Consider the following 16,667-nt stretch of genomic DNA (forward strand, 5'->3'; position numbering starts at 1 on the left):
GGTACTGCAGGGGGGACCCTGTGGGAGAGTAGGACGCCGCCGAACAATCATTGTGGGAAAGCCCCGCACCTTCTGGTGCGGGGCTTTTCTGCGTTTACGATCAATTCCATGACCTATGACCTGGTGATCTTCGACAACGACGGTGTCCTGGTGGACAGCGAGCCGATCTCCAACACGATCCTCGCCGCCTACCTGACCGAGCTGGGCCACCCCACCAGCTACGAGGAGTCCGTCCGCGACTTCATGGGCTCCGCCATGCACCGGATCCACGACCTCGTGCGCGAGCGCACCGGGCAGGACCTGCCCGCCGGCTTCGACGAGACCTTCCACGGCCGGGTCTTCGCCGCCTTCGAGCGGGAGCTGAAGCCCGTGCCCGGCGCCCGTGCGGTGCTGGACGCCCTGGTCGCCGCCGGTACGCCGTACTGCCTGGCCTCGTCCGGGAGCCACCAGCGGATCCGGGTCGGGCACCGGTCCGCCGGCCTCACCGGGTACTTCGACGACGCCCGGATCTTCAGCGCCGAGGACGTCGGCAAGGGCAAGCCGGCCCCCGACCTCTTCCTGCACGCGGCGGCCGGCATGGGCGTCGCCCCCGAGCGCTGCCTGGTCGTCGAGGACAGCGGGCTCGGCGTGCAGGCCGCCCTGGCCGCCGGGATGCCGGTGTACGGGTACACGGGGATGACCGCCCCCGAGCGGCTGGCCGGCGCCACCGCGCTCTTCGCGTCCATGGACGAGCTGCCCGGGCTGCTGAAACTCGAGGTGTGATCCATCTACCCACGGGTAGCGGGGAGCCCTACGCTGAGCGGCCATGACAGACGTGCGCCTGCGCCACGGCAGGGCCTCCCTGGCGGTCAGCTTCTTCGTCCAGGGGGTCACCTTCGCCCTCCTCGTGACGCGGATCCCCGCCATCCAGGACCGGTACGGCATATCCGACGGGCTGCTGCCGGCGTTCCTGGCCGCCGTACCGATCCTCGCCGGCGTCTCCAGCGTCGTCACCGAGAAGCTGGTCGCCACGGTCCGGCCCGGGCTGATCCTGCGCTGGATCCAGCCGGTGGTCCTGCTCGCCCTGCTGGGCGTCGGGGCCGGCTCCGAGCTCTGGCAGGTGGCCCTGGCGCTGGGTGCCTTCGGGCTCTCGGTCGGCGGGCTGGACGCCTCCATGAACATGATGGGCGTCAGCCTCCAGCGGGCCTACGGGCGCAGCATCATGCTGGGGTTCCACGCCGCGTACAGCCTCGGCGGGATCATCGGCGCCTCCGCCGCCTGGGCCGGGGCGCACTGGCACCTCTCGCTGCTCGTCTCCTACCTGCCCGCCGTGGCCCTGCTGCTGCCGCTGGCCCTGGCCGCCTCGCGCTGGTACGTCGACCGGGAGCCGGCCGCACCGGGCGCCGGGCAGGAGGACGCCGCCGCCGGCTCCTCGGGGGTGGCCTTCAAGCTGCTGCTGCCGCTGTGCCTGGTCATGGCCTGCGCGTACATCGGCGACTCGACGGTGGCCAACTGGAGCGCCAAGTACCTCCAGGACGTGCTGGGCAGCTCCGAGCAGCTGGCCACCGTCCCCTACAACGTCTACATGGTCACCACGCTGCTGGGCCGGGCGATGGGCGACCACGGGGTGCGTCGCTTCGGGGCGGCGGCCGTGGTCCGCGCCGGCACCGTCCTGGCCGCGGCCGGCTTCGCGGTGGTGGCGGCGGCCCCGGGCGCCTGGACCGGGATGGCCGGCTTCACGCTGCTGGGCTTCGGGCTCTGCGTGATCGTGCCGCAGACCTTCGCCGCCGCCGGCCGGCTCTTCCCGGGCGGTTCGGACGCGGCGATCGCCCGGCTCAACATCTTCAACTACGTCGGCTTCCTGGTCGGCTCCCCGCTGGTGGGTACGCTCGGCGACGCCTGGAGCTACCGGGGTGCGATGCTCGTGCCGATGGCCCTGGTCCTCGTCACGCTCGTGTACGCCCGCTCGTTCGGCTCCGGAGGGGCCCGATACGGTGGCGGGCATGAGCGGCCACGCGTTGTTGATGTGGGACGAGGCGGTTACGAGGTATGACTTCGGGCCCAGCCATCCGATGGACCCGGTGCGCCTGGCACTGACCATGGGGCTGGTCCGGTCCTTCGGGCTGGACCGCGAGGTGGCGGTACGGGCGGCCCGGCCGGCCGGGGACTCCACGCTGCGGCTGGTGCACCGCGAGGACTACGTGGCCGCGGTCCGCGAGGTCTCCGCGGACCCGGGCGTGGCCGACGGGTCGTACGGGCTGGGGACCATGGACGACCCGGCCTTCCACGGCATGCACGAGGCCTCCGCGCTGATCGCCGGGCAGTCCGTGGCGGCGGCCGAGGCGGTGTGGCGCGGGGAGGCCGCGCACGCGGTGAACTTCGCGGGCGGGCTGCACCACGCGATGCCGGGCGGGGCCGCGGGCTTCTGCGTGTACAACGACGCGGCGATCGCCATCGCACGGCTGCTGGAGCTGGGCGTCGAGCGGGTCGCCTACGTGGACGTGGACGTGCACCACGGTGACGGGGTGCAGGCGGCCTTCTGGGACGACCCGCGGGTCCTGACCGTCTCGATGCACGAGCACCCCCGGACGCTCTTCCCGCAGACCGGCTGGCCGGAGGAGACCGGTGGCGGCGGGGCGGCCGAGGGTTCGGCGGTGAACCTGGCGCTGCCTGCCGGTACGGGGGACGAGGGCTGGCTGCGGGCCTTCCACGCGGTGGTGCCGGAGCTGATCGCCGACTTCCGGCCGCAGGTGCTGGTGACGCAGCACGGGGCCGACACGCACTTCGAGGACCCGCTGGCGCACCTGGCCGTCTCCCTGGACGCGCAGCGGGCCGTGCAGGAGGCCTGCCACGGGCTGGCGCACGCCCACGCGGACGGGCGGTGGGTGGCGCTGGGTGGGGGCGGGTATGCGGTGGTGGACGTGGTGCCGCGGTCCTGGACGCATCTGGTTGCCATCGCGGGGCACGTCCCCATCCCGCCGGATTCTCCGGTGCCGGAGGCTTGGCGGGACGAAGTGTATGCGCGGACGCGGCAGTCGGGGCCGGTGCGGATGACTGACGGGCGGGATGCGTCGTTCGTCTCCTGGGAGGCGGGGTACGACCCTGCCGACCGGCTGGATCAGGCCATCCTCGCCACGCGGCGGGCTGCCTTCCCCCTGCGGGGGCTGCTGGCCTGACCGTTGGTCCCGCTGCGCGGAGCTGTCCCCTCCCCGCCCCTTCCCGAAACCGGTGGGCGGCTGCCCCCGGATCCCCCGCACCGCCGCTCCGCGACGGTCGCCTCAAACGCCGGCGGGGCTGGGGATGGCAAGGGTGTTGTTAGGCCAAGTGTGGGGGCTGTTAAGGGAATTGGTGCGGGGGTGGCGGGGGTGCGGGAGCATCGGGGGGTGTTGAGTGCCGGCGCGCTGCGTGCGCATTTGTTGGCCGCCCGGTTGGCCGGGCCCGTCGCCACCTCGCGGGAGGAAAGCCTGCGCAGCTACCGGCTGTTCGCGGCGCGCGACCCCCGGGTGCTGCTGGGGCTGGATCCGGACTGGGGGTGGGACGAGGGTGACCTCCTGCGGCTGATGGCGGACAAGTGCGGTGTGTCGGCGGACCCCGGTCACGTCACCGGGCCGGACGTGATCGACCCGGAGCGGACCCTGGCGGCCCTCGAGGCCTTCGCGGGACGGTTACGGCAGGTGGCGCAGGCCCGGGCGCCCGTGCTGTTCGGCACCGGTCATCCCCACCGACTCCTGGGGTTCTACGCCAGTTTGACCGGAGCCCTGTCGGCGGCGGGATGTGATGTGCTCACCCCGGCGCAGGGCAGGGCCGTCGACGTCTCCACCCGCTTCGGCGTACGGGAGTACACCCTGGATTACGTACGGGGTGTCGCCCTCGTGCGCGAACCGGGGTCGCGTCCGCCCGGCAGTGCGACCGGCGCACACACGCATTCACCGCTGCCGGTTCGGGTCGCCCTGGGCACTCTCGCGGACGCCGGGGGACCGTTGCCGGAGCTGGTGGTGGGTGATCACGGATGGGTCTGCGGGGCAGGTCAGCTGGGTTTCGAGGCCATCGGGCTGGCCGATACCGATGATCCGGCGCTGTTCGTCGGGGAGGCCGAGGGCAGGGTGTCGGTGACCGTTCCGCTTGATGACGGCGTGCGCTCGGACTACTACCGTCCGCTCGCTCGCTATGTACTCAATCGGGCGAGTCTGTCGGCCTGATCCCGTGGCTGCTACTCCTCTTCCCCACTCGTATCACCCGCCCCTACCCTGGGAGTGAGCGCGCGGCGACGAGGAGTAACCGGAGGGGAAGCCGGTGCCCGTCATGCGCGGAAGGTTCAGGTGTGTCATGGCTGCTGGCGAGAGGCCTCTCAGCGAGGTTCAGTTCCTGACCGTGGCGGAGGTCGCCACGGTGATGCGAGTGTCGAAGATGACCGTGTACCGCCTGGTGCACAACGGCCATCTGCCCGCGATCAGGGTGGGCCGGTCCTTCCGGGTACCCGAGAACGCGGTCCACGAGTACCTCCGTGAGTCCTATGTGGGGGTGGAGTCGGCCTGACCGGGGCCCGCGGATGACGAGCCGGGGACCCTCGGATTACAAGCTCGGAGCTGTGGCGGGTAGGCTAGGCCGACGTAGGTCGTGTGGGCCCAGACGCCCCGCACCGCACCCCCCGCATCGCGGGGGTGTTCCGAGAAGTGAGCGAGGGTAGTCGTGGGCTCTGTTATCAAGAAGCGGCGTAAGCGGATGGCCAAGAAGAAGCACCGCAAGCTGCTCAAGCGCACCCGCGTGCAGCGTCGTAACAAGAAGTAAACGGCGTCTGTACGTGTTCTCCGGGGCCCCTCCGCCATCCTGTGGTGGAGGGGCCCCGGTGTATAAGGGCCCCAGGACGTCGTCACCACCCACGGCTTCGAAGGGGAGGCGCTGATCTTGGGGAAGGTCGTGCTCGTGACCGGGGCGGCCCGGCAGCTGGGCAGCCGGTTCGTCCGGCGGATCCAGCGGGATCCCGAGGTGGAGAAGGTGGTCGCGGTCGACGCCGTGCCGCCCGGGCAGCGGCTGGGGTCCGCCCTCTTCGTCCGTGCGGACATCCGGCAGCCGGTGATCGCCCGGATCCTCGCGGAGCACTCCGTCGACACCGTCGTACACCTCGCCGTCACCGGCAGTCCGCTGGGCGGCGGCGGCCGGACCTCCGTGAAGGAGGCCAATGTCATCGGGACGATGCAGCTGCTCGGCGCCTGCCAGAAGTCCCCGACGGTCCGCCGTCTGGTCGTGAAGTCCAGCACCAACGTCTACGGGGCCGCGCCCCGCGATCCGGCCGTCTTCACCGAAACCACCCAGCCCAAGTCGCTGCCCGGCGGCGGCTTCGCCAAGGACGCGGTGGAGGTCGAGGGGTACGTCCGCGGCTTCTCGCGGCGCCGCCCGGACGTGGCGGTCGCCGTCCTGCGGTTCGCGAACATCCTGGGGCCGCGCGCCGATTCGCCGCTGGCCGAGTACTTCTCGATGCCGGTGCTGCCGACCGTCATGGGCTATGACCCGCGCCTCCAGTTCGTCCACGAGGACGACGTGGTCGAGGTGCTGGAGCTGGCCGCGGGCGAACCGCGCCGGGGGACCCTCAACAGCGGCACCTTCAACATCGCCGGTGACGGCGTGCTGCTGCTCTCGCAGTGCTCGCGGCGGCTGGGCCGTCCGACGGTGCCGCTGCTGCTGCCCGCGGTGACCTGGGTGGGTGCCGCGCTGCGGACGGTCGGCATCACGGACTTCTCGCAGGAACAGATCCGGCTGCTGACGCACGGACGGGTCGTGCAGACCGGTCAGATGCGCGAGGTGCTGGGCTTCGAACCGAGCTACACGACCGCCGAGACCTTCACGGACTTCGCGCGGAGCCGTGGGCCGGGCCTGCTGCCGCCGGAGGTGCTGGGACGGACCGTGGACCGCCTGAGAGGGGCGCTGCAGTAATGGCCGATGCCAAGGTGATCCCGTTCGACGAGGACCGCGAGCGGCCCCGCCGGGAGCGGCGGCGGGCCGGCGCCGGCCGGGCGGGCGGCCCCCGGCGGTCGGAGCGTGCCGAGAAGGGCGCGGAGAAGCGCCCGCAGGGTCCGCAGGGACCGGCGGAGCCGCCGGTGGCGGTCGTGGACGAGCCGGCGCCGCTGCCGCCGGTGCCGGAGCAGCGGGACGGCGGCGGTTGGGACCGGCGGATCGCGGGCGGGCTGGCCTTCCTGCGGCGCCGGATCACCGGCGACTACGAGGTCGACGAGTTCGGTTACGACCGGGAGCTGACCGACCAGGTCCTGATGTCCCTGCTGCGGCCGGTGTACGAGAAGTACTTCCGGGTCGAGGTGAAGGGGATCGAGAACATCCCCGCCGAGGGCGGTGCGCTGATCGTGGCGAACCACTCGGGGACGCTGCCGCTGGACGGGCTGATGCTCCAGGTCGCGGTCCACGACCGGCACCCGGCCCAGCGGCACCTGCGGCTGCTGGCGGCGGACCTGGTCTTCATGCTGCCGGTGGTCAACGAGGTGGCCCGGAAGGCCGGGCACACCCTGGCCTGCGCGGAGGACGCGCAACGGCTGCTGGAGGCCGGGGAGCTGGTCGGCGTCATGCCGGAGGGCTTCAAGGGCATAGGGAAGCCGTTCGGCGAGCGGTACAAGCTCCAGCGGTTCGGGCGGGGCGGGTTCGTCTCGACGGCGCTGCGGGCGGGCACGCCGATCGTGCCCTGCTCGATCGTGGGGGCCGAGGAGATCTACCCGATGATCGGCAACGCCAAGACGCTGGCGCGGCTGTTGGGGATCCCGTACTTCCCGGTCACGCCCACCTTCCCCTGGCTGGGTCCGCTGGGGGCGGTGCCGCTGCCGACGAAGTGGACGATCCAGTTCGGGGAGCCGATCGCGACGGACGGCTATCCGCCGGAGGCGGCGGAGGACCCGATGCTGATGTTCAACCTGACCGACCAGGTGCGGGAACAGATCCAGCACACGCTCTACAAGCTGCTGGTGCAGCGGCGGTCGGTGTTCTTCTGACGGTGTTCTTCTGAGCTCGGCCGTGGGGGTGGGGCGGTCCTCCGGGACCGCCCCACCCCCACGCGCTGCCGCTACTCCTTGGCGTCCTCCGCGCTGAGCCCCAGCCCGGGCAGGATGCCCGGCAGGATCGGCGGGAGGGTGATCTCCGGCTTGGCGGACGGCGGGAGGGCGGGCGGCAGCGAGGCGCTGTCCGGCGGGTCCAGGAGACCGCCGATCGCTCCGTCCGGGTCCTGGTCGTCCGCGCCGTCGTCCCCGGTGGCGCCGGGGCTGCCGGCCACCGGCCCGCTGGGATGCGGGTCGGCATGGGGCGAGCCCTCGTCCGAGGGGTGCGCGGACGGGCTGGGGTGGCTGCCCGACCCCGACCGGCCGGTGCCCTGGTCGGCGCTGCCGGAGGACTTCGCGGAGCGGCCCTGGCTCGGCGGCCGCGGCAGCAGCGACTGCAGCGGCTCGACCTCGTCGTCTATGGCGTCGAAGACGGAACTCACCTCGTCGCTCACGTCGGTCAGCTGGGCGGGCAGCCGCTCGCGCAGCTTCCCCCAGGCGTCCCGGTGCGAGCGGGAGAAGGACGACAGCGCCTGGATGGGGCCGAGGGAGCCGTCGCGCTCGTACTCGGCGTGCAGCAGGCGGTGGCCTTCCTCGGCGTCGTGCTTCATGCCCGACAGGGCACGGCGGATCTCGCCCAGGGATTCGTGGTCGAGGCTGCCGGCCTTGTCGCGCTCCATGAGGCGGCGCGCCTCGTGGAGCCGGGTCGAGGCCTGGTCGAGGTAGAGCTCGCCCCGGTCGGAATTGCCGTCGGCCATCCCGAGTCTGAGGTCTTCCATACCCCGCTTGACCGGGTAGAGCGAGTCACCGGGTAGTGCGTCGGTACTCGCAGCGGCCACTCCGCTGAACGCGCCCGCGGCCACTCCGACGGTGAGTCCCCCCGCAGCGATGCCCTTGGACCAGCGGGAGCGGGGCCGCAACTTCCGGAGCTGGGTCGCCCGGTGGGCGCCCCGGCCGGTCCGCTGTTCGGGCACATGAGGGTCCCCGGGAACACCCGCCCCCGCCGTACCCTCCATCACCATGGTCTCCATGGCGGCGACGAGCTGGGCTCGCTGCACCATCTTGACCTCGGGGTCCAACTGCGGGCGCGGCAGGGCGCCGAGCACGTTCGCCAGGGCCAACATCCGGTCGTAATCAGCCGGTTCTGCCGGGTCGGCAAGCGCGTCGGGCTGCTCGGCCGCCGTCTCCGCGGGATCAGCGGGTGGCTGATCCTCCAAGGCCTGGGCGAAGGCGTTCGCCCGCCGGTGCGCCGAAACGTTCGCGATCACTGGCGGCACCTCCTCTCGTCATGACGATCGACTCCCCAGCCGGTCCGGATGGTTGCCCTCCTCGGGTACATCCACTCTTTCGAGTGAGCGGCCGCGGGAAGGGCGTGTCCACAGGGAGCCTGCATTCCGCACAACGAGCGGCGCGGCACTTGGGTTACGGACGAAGGATGATCGGACCACAGCGTCATACAGGGGTCACCGGTTGTCAGTCGGGATCAGCGGGCGTCTTCCGGCAGCAGCCGGGCCAGGGTGCGGACGGCCCGGTACTGGAGGGTCTTGATCGCGCCCTCGTTCTTGCCCATCACCCGGGCCGTCTCGGCGACCGAGAGGCCCTGCAGGAAGCGCAGGGTCACGCACTCCTGCTGCTGCGGATTGAGTTTGCGCACGGCCTCCAGCAGGGCCGCGTTGGAAAGGGACTCCAGGACGGAGTCCTCGGGGCTGCGCTCGACTTCGTTGGCGTCGAGCATCTCGCCGGTGGTCACCTCCAGCCGGAACCGGCTGGACTTGAAGTGGTCGGCCACCAGGTTGCGCGCGATCGTCACCAGCCAGGCGCCGAAGTCACGGCCCTGCCAGGTGAAGGTGGAGATGCGGCGCAGCGCGCGCAGGAAGGTCTCGCTGGTGAGATCTTCTGCGGTCGCCTTGCCGCCGACGCGGTAGTAGATGTAGCGGTAGACCGTGTCGCTGTACTGGTCGTAGAGCCGGCCGAAGGCCTCGGCCTCGCCGTTCTGGGCTCGTTCGACCAGGTCCATCATGCGGGCGCTGTCGCTGTCCGCGGTGGGGCGGCGTGCGGTCGACGTGCTCGTCCCGGCGCTGCGGCCTCGTCTGCCGACCGTCGCTCCGCCGTCCGCCAGGGCATAGCAGGGCCCGGCGTGGCCGAAGGCGGCGCCGGAGCCGGCGGGGACCGCGGCGAGGGCGAGGGCGGGGACGGCGTACGCGGTGGGGACGAAGCTGCGCAAGTGGTCGAGGACCGTTGCGCGCAGCGTAGCCAGGCCCGAGGCGTCAACCCCGACAGGTGGGTACACGGGACTCCCAGAGGCAGAGCTTCCATCACGTGCAGTGCGGGACCGTTGACTCGCCGTCCTGCTCAGTGGCGATGGAGGGGGCCCGTATGCGTCTGAGGAGAATAACGCTTCGTACAGGCAGCACTACACCCAGTTGCTCAAATCATCGATTCCGACGCTTCTGTTGCGTGTCCAGGGCATATTCGGTCGCGATTCGTGATCGTTTCCTGATCACTTCTGCGTGCGGAATGCCTGCTTCCAGGGCGTGTTGTGGCCGTCTGGAAAGCACCCGAGTGCCCGGCGTGTCCTGCGGGCACACTCCTGCGAATGCCCCGGTGGGCGCCCGGTCCCGGGCGGGGGCTACTTCCGGCGGCGGTGCAGGGCGACCGCGGCCGCCGTACCGCCCGCCAGCGCGCCGACCCCGGCCGCCGCGGGGATGCCGACCTTGGCCGCTTTGCGGCCGGTCCGATAGTCGCGCAGCCGCCAGTCGTGGGCCTTGGCATGCTTGCGCAGTTTTGTGTCGGGATTGATCGCGTACGGATGTCCGACCAACGACAGCATGGGGATGTCGTTGTGCGAATCGCTGTACGCCGCGCAGCGCGCGAGGTCCAGGCCCTCGGCGGCGGCCAGGGCGCGCACCGCCTCGGCCTTCGCCGGGCCGTGCAGCGGCTCGCCGACCAGCCGGCCGGTGTAGACGCCGTCCACGGACTCCGCGACGGTGCCCAGCGCGCCGGTCAGGCCGAGCCGGCGGGCGATGATCGTGGCGGTCTCCACCGGGGCGGCGGTCACCAGCCAGACCTTCTGGCCGGCGTCGAGGTGGGCCTGGGCGAGGGCGCGGGTGCCGGGCCAGATCCGCTCGGCCATGTACTCGTCGTAGATCTCCTCGCCGATCTCCGTCAGTTCGCAGACCTTGTGGCCCTTGACGATGGAGAGGGCGCTGTCGCGGGCGTCCTGCATGTGCTCGGGGTCCTCGACCCCGGCCATCCGGAACCACGCCTGCTGCCAGGCGAACCGGGCCAGCTCGCGGCGCTGGAAGAACTCGCGCTTGTAGAGGCCCCGGCCGAGGTGGAAGATCGCCGCGCCCTGCATGACGGTGTTGTCGAGGTCGAAGAAGGCGGCGGCGCGCTCGTCCCCGACCACCGGGAACTCCGGTTCCGCGCTGCCCGGCTCCGTCGGCTCCTGTGGAGCCTCTGGTTCCACGAGGTCGTGGGAGTTCTTGCGCGCGGCCTCGGCAGAGGCCTCGCCTGCGAGGACGCTCCGCGCAGTAGCGGAGCGCTTGCTTGAGGTGAGCCATCCCAAAGCGGCCATGAGGCGAGGATAGCCACTGTGTTCGGGTGTTCCCGAACGCTCCGGAACCGAGGGCGTGAACTCTGCGGGGCGCCGGTGTTACACGGCGGGCGCGCGAGAATGGGCGCATGAGTCCTCTGCTGCGCCGTAAGGAAAAGAAGGCCCCCGCGGACCGGCTGGTCACGCTGATCGGGAAGCCGGGCTGCCACCTGTGCGACGACGCCCAGGAAGTGATCGAGCGGGTCTGTGCCGAGACGGGCGCCTCCTGGGAGAAGAAGGACATCACCGAGGACCAGGAGCTCTACCGCAAGCACTGGGAGCAGATCCCGGTCGTCCTGGTCGACGGGGCGCAGCACACCTTCTGGAAGGTGGATCCGGACCGGCTGCGGCGGGCATTGGGGGCCTGAGCGGGCCCGCGGGTACCATTCCGGGGCGATTCGCCCATGACCGGGGGGCTCATGGGGTGCGCGCGGCGTCCGTGCCGCGCGGCGCGCCGGGACCGTACAGATGAGGAGAGTGTTCCGTTTTGCCCCCGTCGGGACGTGGACGCGCGGCGACTGCCCGTAGTTCCCGCAGCGTGTGGCCGAAGTGCGTGACCCCCATCACTTTGGTCGGACAAATTGGACACAATCTTTGTGCACGCGTTCACAAAGACATAGCCTGCTGTCGACGGGGCGGTCATGGGACAAGCGACCGCCTGCAGCCCCGCTCATCCCGCAGGAGCATCGTGGCAACTGGCCGAAATCACCGACCGGCGACCCGCAGCCGAGGCATTCCCGAGGCCACCGTCGCCCGGCTTCCGCTGTACCTGCGGGCCCTGACCGCGCTGTCCGAGCGCTCGGTGCCCACGGTCTCCTCCGAGGAGCTCGCCGCCGCGGCCGGAGTCAACTCCGCGAAGCTGCGCAAGGACTTCTCGTACCTCGGCTCGTACGGCACCCGTGGGGTCGGGTACGACGTCGAATACCTCGTCTACCAGATCTCCCGCGAGCTCGGCCTGACGCAGGACTGGCCGGTCGTCATCGTCGGCATCGGTAACCTCGGCGCCGCCCTGGCCAATTACGGCGGGTTCGCCTCCCGTGGCTTCCGGGTCGCCGCGCTGATAGACGCGGACCCCGCGATGGCGGGCAAGCCGGTGGCCGGCATGCCGGTGCAGCACACCGACGAGCTGGAGAAGATCATCGACGAGGACCGGGTGTCCATCGGCGTGATCGCGACCCCCGCCGGTGCCGCGCAGCAGGTCTGCGACCGGCTGGTGGCCGCCGGGGTCACCTCCATCCTGAACTTCGCGCCGACCGTGCTGTCGGTGCCGGAGGGCGTCGACGTGCGCAAGGTCGACCTCTCCATCGAGCTGCAGATCCTGGCCTTCCACGAGCAGCGCAAGGCCGGCGAGGACGCGCTGGCCGCCGAGCCCGCGCCGGGCACCGCCGTGCCGGGGGCCGCCGTGTCCGCCGCCACCGGCGTGCCGGCCGTGCCGGGGGCCGCCGCGCCCGCGCCCGCCGCCCGCAAGGCCGCCGCCGGCTCGACCGGCGCCACCGGGCAGGGCCCCGAGGGCGACGTGCCGGCGGTGATGCCGGCATGAGCCTGCTCGTCGTAGGGCTGAGCCACCGCAGCGCGCCCGTGAGCGTGCTGGAGCGCGCCTCGCTGTCCGCGGACGCGAAGGTCAAGCTGCTGCACGACACGCTGGCGGCGGAGCCGGCCACGGAGGCGACCGTGCTCGCCACCTGCAACCGGATCGAGCTGTACGCGGACGTGGACAAGTTCCACGCCGGTGTCGCCGAGCTGTCGACGCTGCTCGCGCAGCACAGCGGCGTGGCGCTGGAAGAGCTCACCCCCTATCTGTACGTGCACTACGAGGACCGGGCCGTCCACCACCTCTTCTCGGTGGCCTGCGGGCTGGACTCGATGGTCGTGGGCGAGGGCCAGATCCTCGGCCAGATCAAGGACGCGCTGGCGCTGGGGCAGGAGCTCCACACCGCCGGGCGGCTGATCAACGACCTCTTCCAGCAGGCCCTGCGGGTCGGCAAGCGGGCGCACTCCGAGACCGGGATCGACCGGGCCGGGCAGTCGCTGGTCACCTTCGGGCTGGAGCAGCTGTCGGCGGGCACCGGGCTCACGGTGGACGCGTGGGCCGCGGGCAAGCGGGCCCTGGTCATCGGCGCGGGCTCGATGTCCTCGCTGGCCGCGGCGACGCTGGCGCGGGCCGGGGTCGCCGAGGTCGTGGTGGCCAACCGGACGCTGGAGCGGGCGGAGCGGCTGGCCGTGATCCTGGGGGAGAAGGTGCCCGCCCGGGCCGTCCCCATGGACTCCGTCGGCTCCGAGCTGACACGAGTCGACGTGGTCGTGTCCTGCACCGGGGCCACCGGGTTGGTGCTCGCGGCCGAGGACATCGCCGCGGCCCTGGCCGGGCGCCCTGCGGGGCTTTCCCCCACCCCGCCCTCCCCCAGCTACCGCTGGGGGGACCCCCATCCCGAAACCGGGGCTGCGCCCCGGACCCCCCTCACGCCCAGCGCCTCCGGCGCGGAGCTGCCCGGCGCCTTCGGCGCGGGCGAGGCCGTGCCCCAGCCCGCTACCGCCGACGCCGCCGTGGTCGCGCGGCTGGCCGAGGCCGCGGCGCGGCTCGGCCGGCTGGCGGACGCCGGTGCGGCGCGGACCCTGGCGGACTCCCGTACCGCCGTGGACGCCGACGGCTGCCCGGTCGAGTTCGACGTACCCGCCGGGGCCAGTGGGCGGGCGGCGATCGCCGGGGTGGACGCCAGCTCCCTCGAGCTGCACGGGACCTGGGCCGACCGGGCCGAGGCGGCCGGGCGGGGCGCCGTCCGGCGTGCCGGGGTGCCGCAGGCGCGGGCGGCGGCCGGGGGCGTGCGGCTGGCGCTGCTCGACCTCGCGATGCCGCGGGACATCGACGCGGCCGTGCACCGGATCCCCGGCGTGCGGCTGGTCGACATCGAGTCGTTGGCCGAGGCCTCCGCGGACGCGCCGATGGCGGCGGACGTGGAGCTCGTGAAGGCCATCGTCGGCGACGAAGTCGCCGCGTTCGGCGCGGCCCAGCGGGCCGCGCACATCACCCCCACCGTCGTCGCGCTGCGCGCCATGGCGGCCGAGGTGGTCGCCAGTGAAGTGGCCCGGCTCGACGGGCGGCTCCCCGATCTCGACGACCGGCAGCGCGCGGAGGTCACCCAGACCGTCCGCCGCGTCGTCGACAAGCTCCTGCACGCGCCCACCGTGCGGGTCAAGCAGCTCGCCAGCGAACCCGGCGGCGCCGGCTACGCCGATGCACTGCGGGAACTCTTCGACCTCGACCCGGAGACGGTGGCCGCCGTCAGCCGCGTCAAGAACACAGGACCGGCATCATGAACTCAGCCAAGGCTGCGGACGCAGCGAACACGGGCCCCGGCCAGGAGGCCGGCGACCGGCAGGTGCCGCTCCGGCTCGGGACCCGGCGCAGCAAGCTGGCCATGTCGCAGTCCGGCATGGTCGCCGACGCCGTGCGCGAGCTCACCGGCCGCCCGGTCGAGCTGGTCGAGATCACCACCTACGGCGACGTCTCCCGCGAGAACCTGGCGCAGATCGGCGGCACCGGCGTCTTCGTGACCGCCCTGCGCGACGCGCTGCTGCGCGGCGAGGTGGACTTCGCCGTGCACTCCCTCAAGGACCTGCCCACCGCGCAGCCCGCCGAGCTCGTCGTGGCGGCGATCCCGCCGCGCGAGGACCCGCGCGACGCGCTGGTGGCCCGGGACGGGCTGACCTTCGAGCAGCTGCCGGACGGCGCCCGCGTGGGCACCGGCTCGCCGCGCCGGATGGCCCAGCTCAACCACTACGCCCGCCAGTCGGGCAAGTCCATCGAGACCGTCGCGATCCGCGGCAACGTCGACACCCGCATCGGGTACGTCCGGGACGGCGAGCTCGACGCCGTCGTGCTGGCCGCCGCCGGTCTCAACCGCATCGGACGCAGCGACGAGGCGACCGACCTCCTGTCGGTCGACAACGTCCTGCCCGCCCCCGGCCAGGGGGCCCTGGCGATCGAGTGCACCGCGGCGAACGCGGACCTCGTCGCCACGCTCGGCCGGCTCGACGACCCGTACACCCGGGCCGCCGTGACCGCCGAGCGGTCCCTGCTCGCCGCCCTGGAGGCCGGCTGCAGCGCACCCGTGGGCGCGCTCGCCGACACCCAGTCCGGCAGCGGGGAGTCTGTTACTGAAATGCGCCTGCGCGGCGTCGTCGGGACCACCGACGGCTCGACGCTGGTGCAGCTGTCCACCACCGGTCCCGTGCCCCGGTCGCACGACGAGGCCATGGCGCTCGGCCGCGAACTCGCGGACGAGATGCTGGCCAAGGGCGCGGCCGGTCTTATGGGGGAGCGAGCACTTTGAGCCCCACACGTCCCACCACCTCCGCGCTTCCGGCGTTCGCCGCCCACGGGCACGTCACCTTCCTCGGTGCCGGCCCCGGCGACCCGGGACTGCTCACGCTGCGCGCCGTCGAGGCCCTGGCCGCCGCGGACGTACTGATCGCGGAGCCCGAGGTGCTCGCCGTCGTACGGACGCATGCGCGGGTCAACGTCGACACGCCGCAGCTGACGGTCGCTGACGAGGCGTCAGCAGCCGCCGGAGTCCCGGTGATCCGGGATGCGGCCAATCTTGTCATGGAGGCCGCACGCTCCGGCAGGCGGGTGGTCCGTGCGGTGACCGGAGACCCCGGCCTGGACGGCGACGCCGCCGAGGAGATGCTCGCCTGCGCCACCGAGGGCATCCCCTTCGAGGTGGTCCCGGGCATCGCGACCGCCGTCGGCGTGCCCGCGTACGCCGGGGTGCCGCTGCGGGACGGCTCGGGGGCGGACGTCCGCTTCGTCGACGCCCGGACCGCCTCGGCGCGCTGCTGGAGCGAGGTCGGCCCCAGTGATGGCACGCTGGTGGTCTCCGCGACCCTGGAGACCGTCGCCGCCGCCGCGGCCGAGCTGGTCACCGCGGGCCGCAAGCCCGACACCCCGCTGACCGTCACGGTCGCCGGCACGACCACCCGGCAGCGCACCTGGACCGCCACCCTCGGCTCCATCGCGCAGGTCTTCAAGCAGGGCAAGGTGCTCCCCTCGCCCGAGGGCCACCAGCCGGTGATAGCCGTGGTCGGTGAGCACAGCACGGCCGCCCGCCGCGAGGAGCTGGCCTGGTTCGAGTCGAAGCCGCTGTTCGGCTGGCGCGTCCTGGTCCCGCGTACCAAGGAGCAGGCGGCCTCGCTCTCCGACCAGCTGCGCAGCTACGGCGCGGTGCCCCACGAGGTGCCGACCATCGCCGTCGAACCGCCGCGCACCCCGCAGCAGATGGAGCGGGCGGTCAAGGGCCTGGTCACCGGCCGCTACGAGTGGATCGCCTTCACCTCCGTCAACGCGGTCAAGGCCGTCCGGGAGAAGTTCGAGGAGTACGGGCTCGACGCCCGCGCCTTCGCGGGCATCAAGGTCGCCGCGGTGGGCGAGCAGACCGCGGCCGCGCTGGTCGAGTTCGGCGTGAAGCCGGACCTGGTGCCCAGCGGCGAGCAGTCGGCGGCCGGGCTGCTGGAGGACTGGCCGCCCTACGACCCGGTCTTCGACCCGATCGACCGCGTCTTCCTGCCGCGGGCCGACATCGCGACCGAGACGCTGGTCGCCGGGCTGATCGAGCTGGGCTGGGAGGTGGACGACGTCACGGCCTACCGGACCGTACGGGCGTCGCCGCCGCCGGCGGACACCCGCGAGGCGATCAAGGGCGGCGGCTTCGACGCGGTGCTCTTCACCTCGTCCTCGACCGTGCGCAACCTGGTCGGCATCGCGGGCAAGCCGCACAACGTCACGGTGATCGCCTGCATCGGCCCGGCCACGGCCAAGACGGCCGAGGAGCACGGCCTGCGGGTGGACGTGCTGTCCCCGGAGCCCTCGGTCTCCAAGCTGGCCGAAGCCCTGGCGGAGTACGGGGCGGCGCGCCGGGACGCGGCGAAGGAGGCCGGCGAGGCCGTCTTCCGCCCCAGCGAGCGGCGCCCGGGCGCCCGCCGCCGCCGCACCACCTGACGGAGCCGCCGCTCCCGCCGTCCTCGCGCGCCGCGGGGCGGGGTCCTGACACGGACCCGATCGG

16 protein-coding genes are annotated in these 16,667 nt (G+C 72.5%); 13 read left to right on the plus strand and 3 right to left on the minus strand.

The annotated features are described in order from the left end of the window. Nucleotides 1–108: 108 nt before the first annotated feature. The 8 genes from AB0O40_RS34865 (at nucleotide 109) to AB0O40_RS34900 (ending at nucleotide 6,971) form a co-directional block, all read left to right on the plus strand. Complete coding sequence (locus tag AB0O40_RS34865) at nucleotides 109–762, plus strand: HAD family hydrolase (RefSeq protein WP_365049745.1); 654 nt, start codon at nucleotides 109–111, stop codon at nucleotides 760–762. Between the two features lie 43 nt (nucleotides 763–805). Next, entirely contained in the window at nucleotides 806–2,032 is a 1,227-nt protein-coding gene (locus AB0O40_RS34870) for an MFS transporter (protein WP_365049747.1), read from the plus strand. Then, on the plus strand, nucleotides 1,983–3,155 hold the full coding sequence (locus AB0O40_RS34875) for an acetoin utilization protein AcuC (protein WP_365049749.1): 1,173 nt from the start codon (nucleotides 1,983–1,985) through the stop codon (nucleotides 3,153–3,155). The genes AB0O40_RS34870 and AB0O40_RS34875 overlap by 50 nt, the downstream gene beginning before the upstream one ends. Before the next feature lie 207 nt (nucleotides 3,156–3,362). Then, the gene (locus AB0O40_RS34880; RefSeq protein ID WP_365049751.1) at nucleotides 3,363–4,178 is read left to right on the plus strand and encodes a phosphatase; all 816 of its coding nucleotides are present in this window, start codon (nucleotides 3,363–3,365) and stop codon (nucleotides 4,176–4,178) included. A 127-nt stretch (nucleotides 4,179–4,305) separates the two neighbouring features. Then, on the plus strand, nucleotides 4,306–4,515 hold the full coding sequence (locus AB0O40_RS34885) for a helix-turn-helix domain-containing protein (RefSeq protein ID WP_365049753.1): 210 nt from the start codon (nucleotides 4,306–4,308) through the stop codon (nucleotides 4,513–4,515). A 153-nt stretch (nucleotides 4,516–4,668) separates the two neighbouring features. Next, nucleotides 4,669–4,767 carry an AURKAIP1/COX24 domain-containing protein gene (locus AB0O40_RS34890; protein WP_003948845.1) on the plus strand — a complete coding sequence of 33 codons (99 nt, stop codon included), beginning with the start codon at nucleotides 4,669–4,671 and terminating at the stop codon, nucleotides 4,765–4,767. Between the two features lie 117 nt (nucleotides 4,768–4,884). Continuing rightward, the gene (locus AB0O40_RS34895) at nucleotides 4,885–5,910 is read left to right on the plus strand and encodes an NAD-dependent epimerase/dehydratase family protein (protein ID WP_365049755.1); all 1,026 of its coding nucleotides are present in this window, start codon (nucleotides 4,885–4,887) and stop codon (nucleotides 5,908–5,910) included. Continuing rightward, nucleotides 5,910–6,971: a lysophospholipid acyltransferase family protein gene (locus tag AB0O40_RS34900; RefSeq protein WP_365049757.1), complete on the plus strand. Its 1,062-nt coding sequence runs from the start codon at nucleotides 5,910–5,912 to the stop codon at nucleotides 6,969–6,971. Before AB0O40_RS34895 ends, AB0O40_RS34900 begins: the two co-directional genes overlap by 1 nt. Before the next feature lie 71 nt (nucleotides 6,972–7,042). On the opposite strand, the gene AB0O40_RS34905 is transcribed toward AB0O40_RS34900, so the two are convergent. From AB0O40_RS34905 to AB0O40_RS34915, 3 genes are all read right to left on the minus strand, one after another. Next, complete coding sequence (locus tag AB0O40_RS34905; protein ID WP_365049759.1) at nucleotides 7,043–8,281, minus strand: DUF5667 domain-containing protein; 1,239 nt, start codon at nucleotides 8,279–8,281, stop codon at nucleotides 7,043–7,045. Nucleotides 8,282–8,496: 215 nt separating this feature from the next. Next, nucleotides 8,497–9,303 (minus strand): ECF subfamily RNA polymerase sigma factor, BldN family, encoded by an 807-nt coding sequence (locus AB0O40_RS34910; protein WP_365049760.1) that lies wholly within the window; start codon nucleotides 9,301–9,303, stop codon nucleotides 8,497–8,499. A 339-nt stretch (nucleotides 9,304–9,642) separates the two neighbouring features. Further along, nucleotides 9,643–10,590, minus strand: coding sequence for an HAD-IB family hydrolase (locus AB0O40_RS34915; RefSeq protein ID WP_365049761.1), 948 nt, complete (start codon nucleotides 10,588–10,590; stop codon nucleotides 9,643–9,645). 107 nt (nucleotides 10,591–10,697) lie between these two features. Between AB0O40_RS34915 and AB0O40_RS34920 the strand changes: the two genes are divergently transcribed. From AB0O40_RS34920 to AB0O40_RS34940, 5 genes are all read left to right on the plus strand, one after another. After that, nucleotides 10,698–10,976: a glutaredoxin family protein gene (locus tag AB0O40_RS34920; protein WP_365049763.1), complete on the plus strand. Its 279-nt coding sequence runs from the start codon at nucleotides 10,698–10,700 to the stop codon at nucleotides 10,974–10,976. 320 nt (nucleotides 10,977–11,296) lie between these two features. Further along, nucleotides 11,297–12,148: a redox-sensing transcriptional repressor Rex gene (locus AB0O40_RS34925; RefSeq protein WP_365049765.1), complete on the plus strand. Its 852-nt coding sequence runs from the start codon at nucleotides 11,297–11,299 to the stop codon at nucleotides 12,146–12,148. After that, a complete protein-coding gene (locus tag AB0O40_RS34930; RefSeq protein ID WP_365049767.1) occupies nucleotides 12,145–13,923 on the plus strand; it encodes a glutamyl-tRNA reductase in 1,779 nt (592 codons plus the stop codon). Before AB0O40_RS34925 ends, AB0O40_RS34930 begins: the two co-directional genes overlap by 4 nt. Further along, nucleotides 13,920–14,939 carry a hydroxymethylbilane synthase gene (gene hemC, locus AB0O40_RS34935; RefSeq protein ID WP_365049768.1) on the plus strand — a complete coding sequence of 340 codons (1,020 nt, stop codon included), beginning with the start codon at nucleotides 13,920–13,922 and terminating at the stop codon, nucleotides 14,937–14,939. Before AB0O40_RS34930 ends, hemC begins: the two co-directional genes overlap by 4 nt. Further along, on the plus strand, nucleotides 14,936–16,603 hold the full coding sequence (locus tag AB0O40_RS34940) for a bifunctional uroporphyrinogen-III C-methyltransferase/uroporphyrinogen-III synthase (RefSeq protein ID WP_365049770.1): 1,668 nt from the start codon (nucleotides 14,936–14,938) through the stop codon (nucleotides 16,601–16,603). The genes hemC and AB0O40_RS34940 overlap by 4 nt, the downstream gene beginning before the upstream one ends. Nucleotides 16,604–16,667 lie beyond the last annotated feature (64 nt).

The organism is Streptomyces sp. NPDC089919 (assembly GCF_040684615.1).
GTDB lineage: Bacteria > Actinomycetota > Actinomycetes > Streptomycetales > Streptomycetaceae > Streptomyces.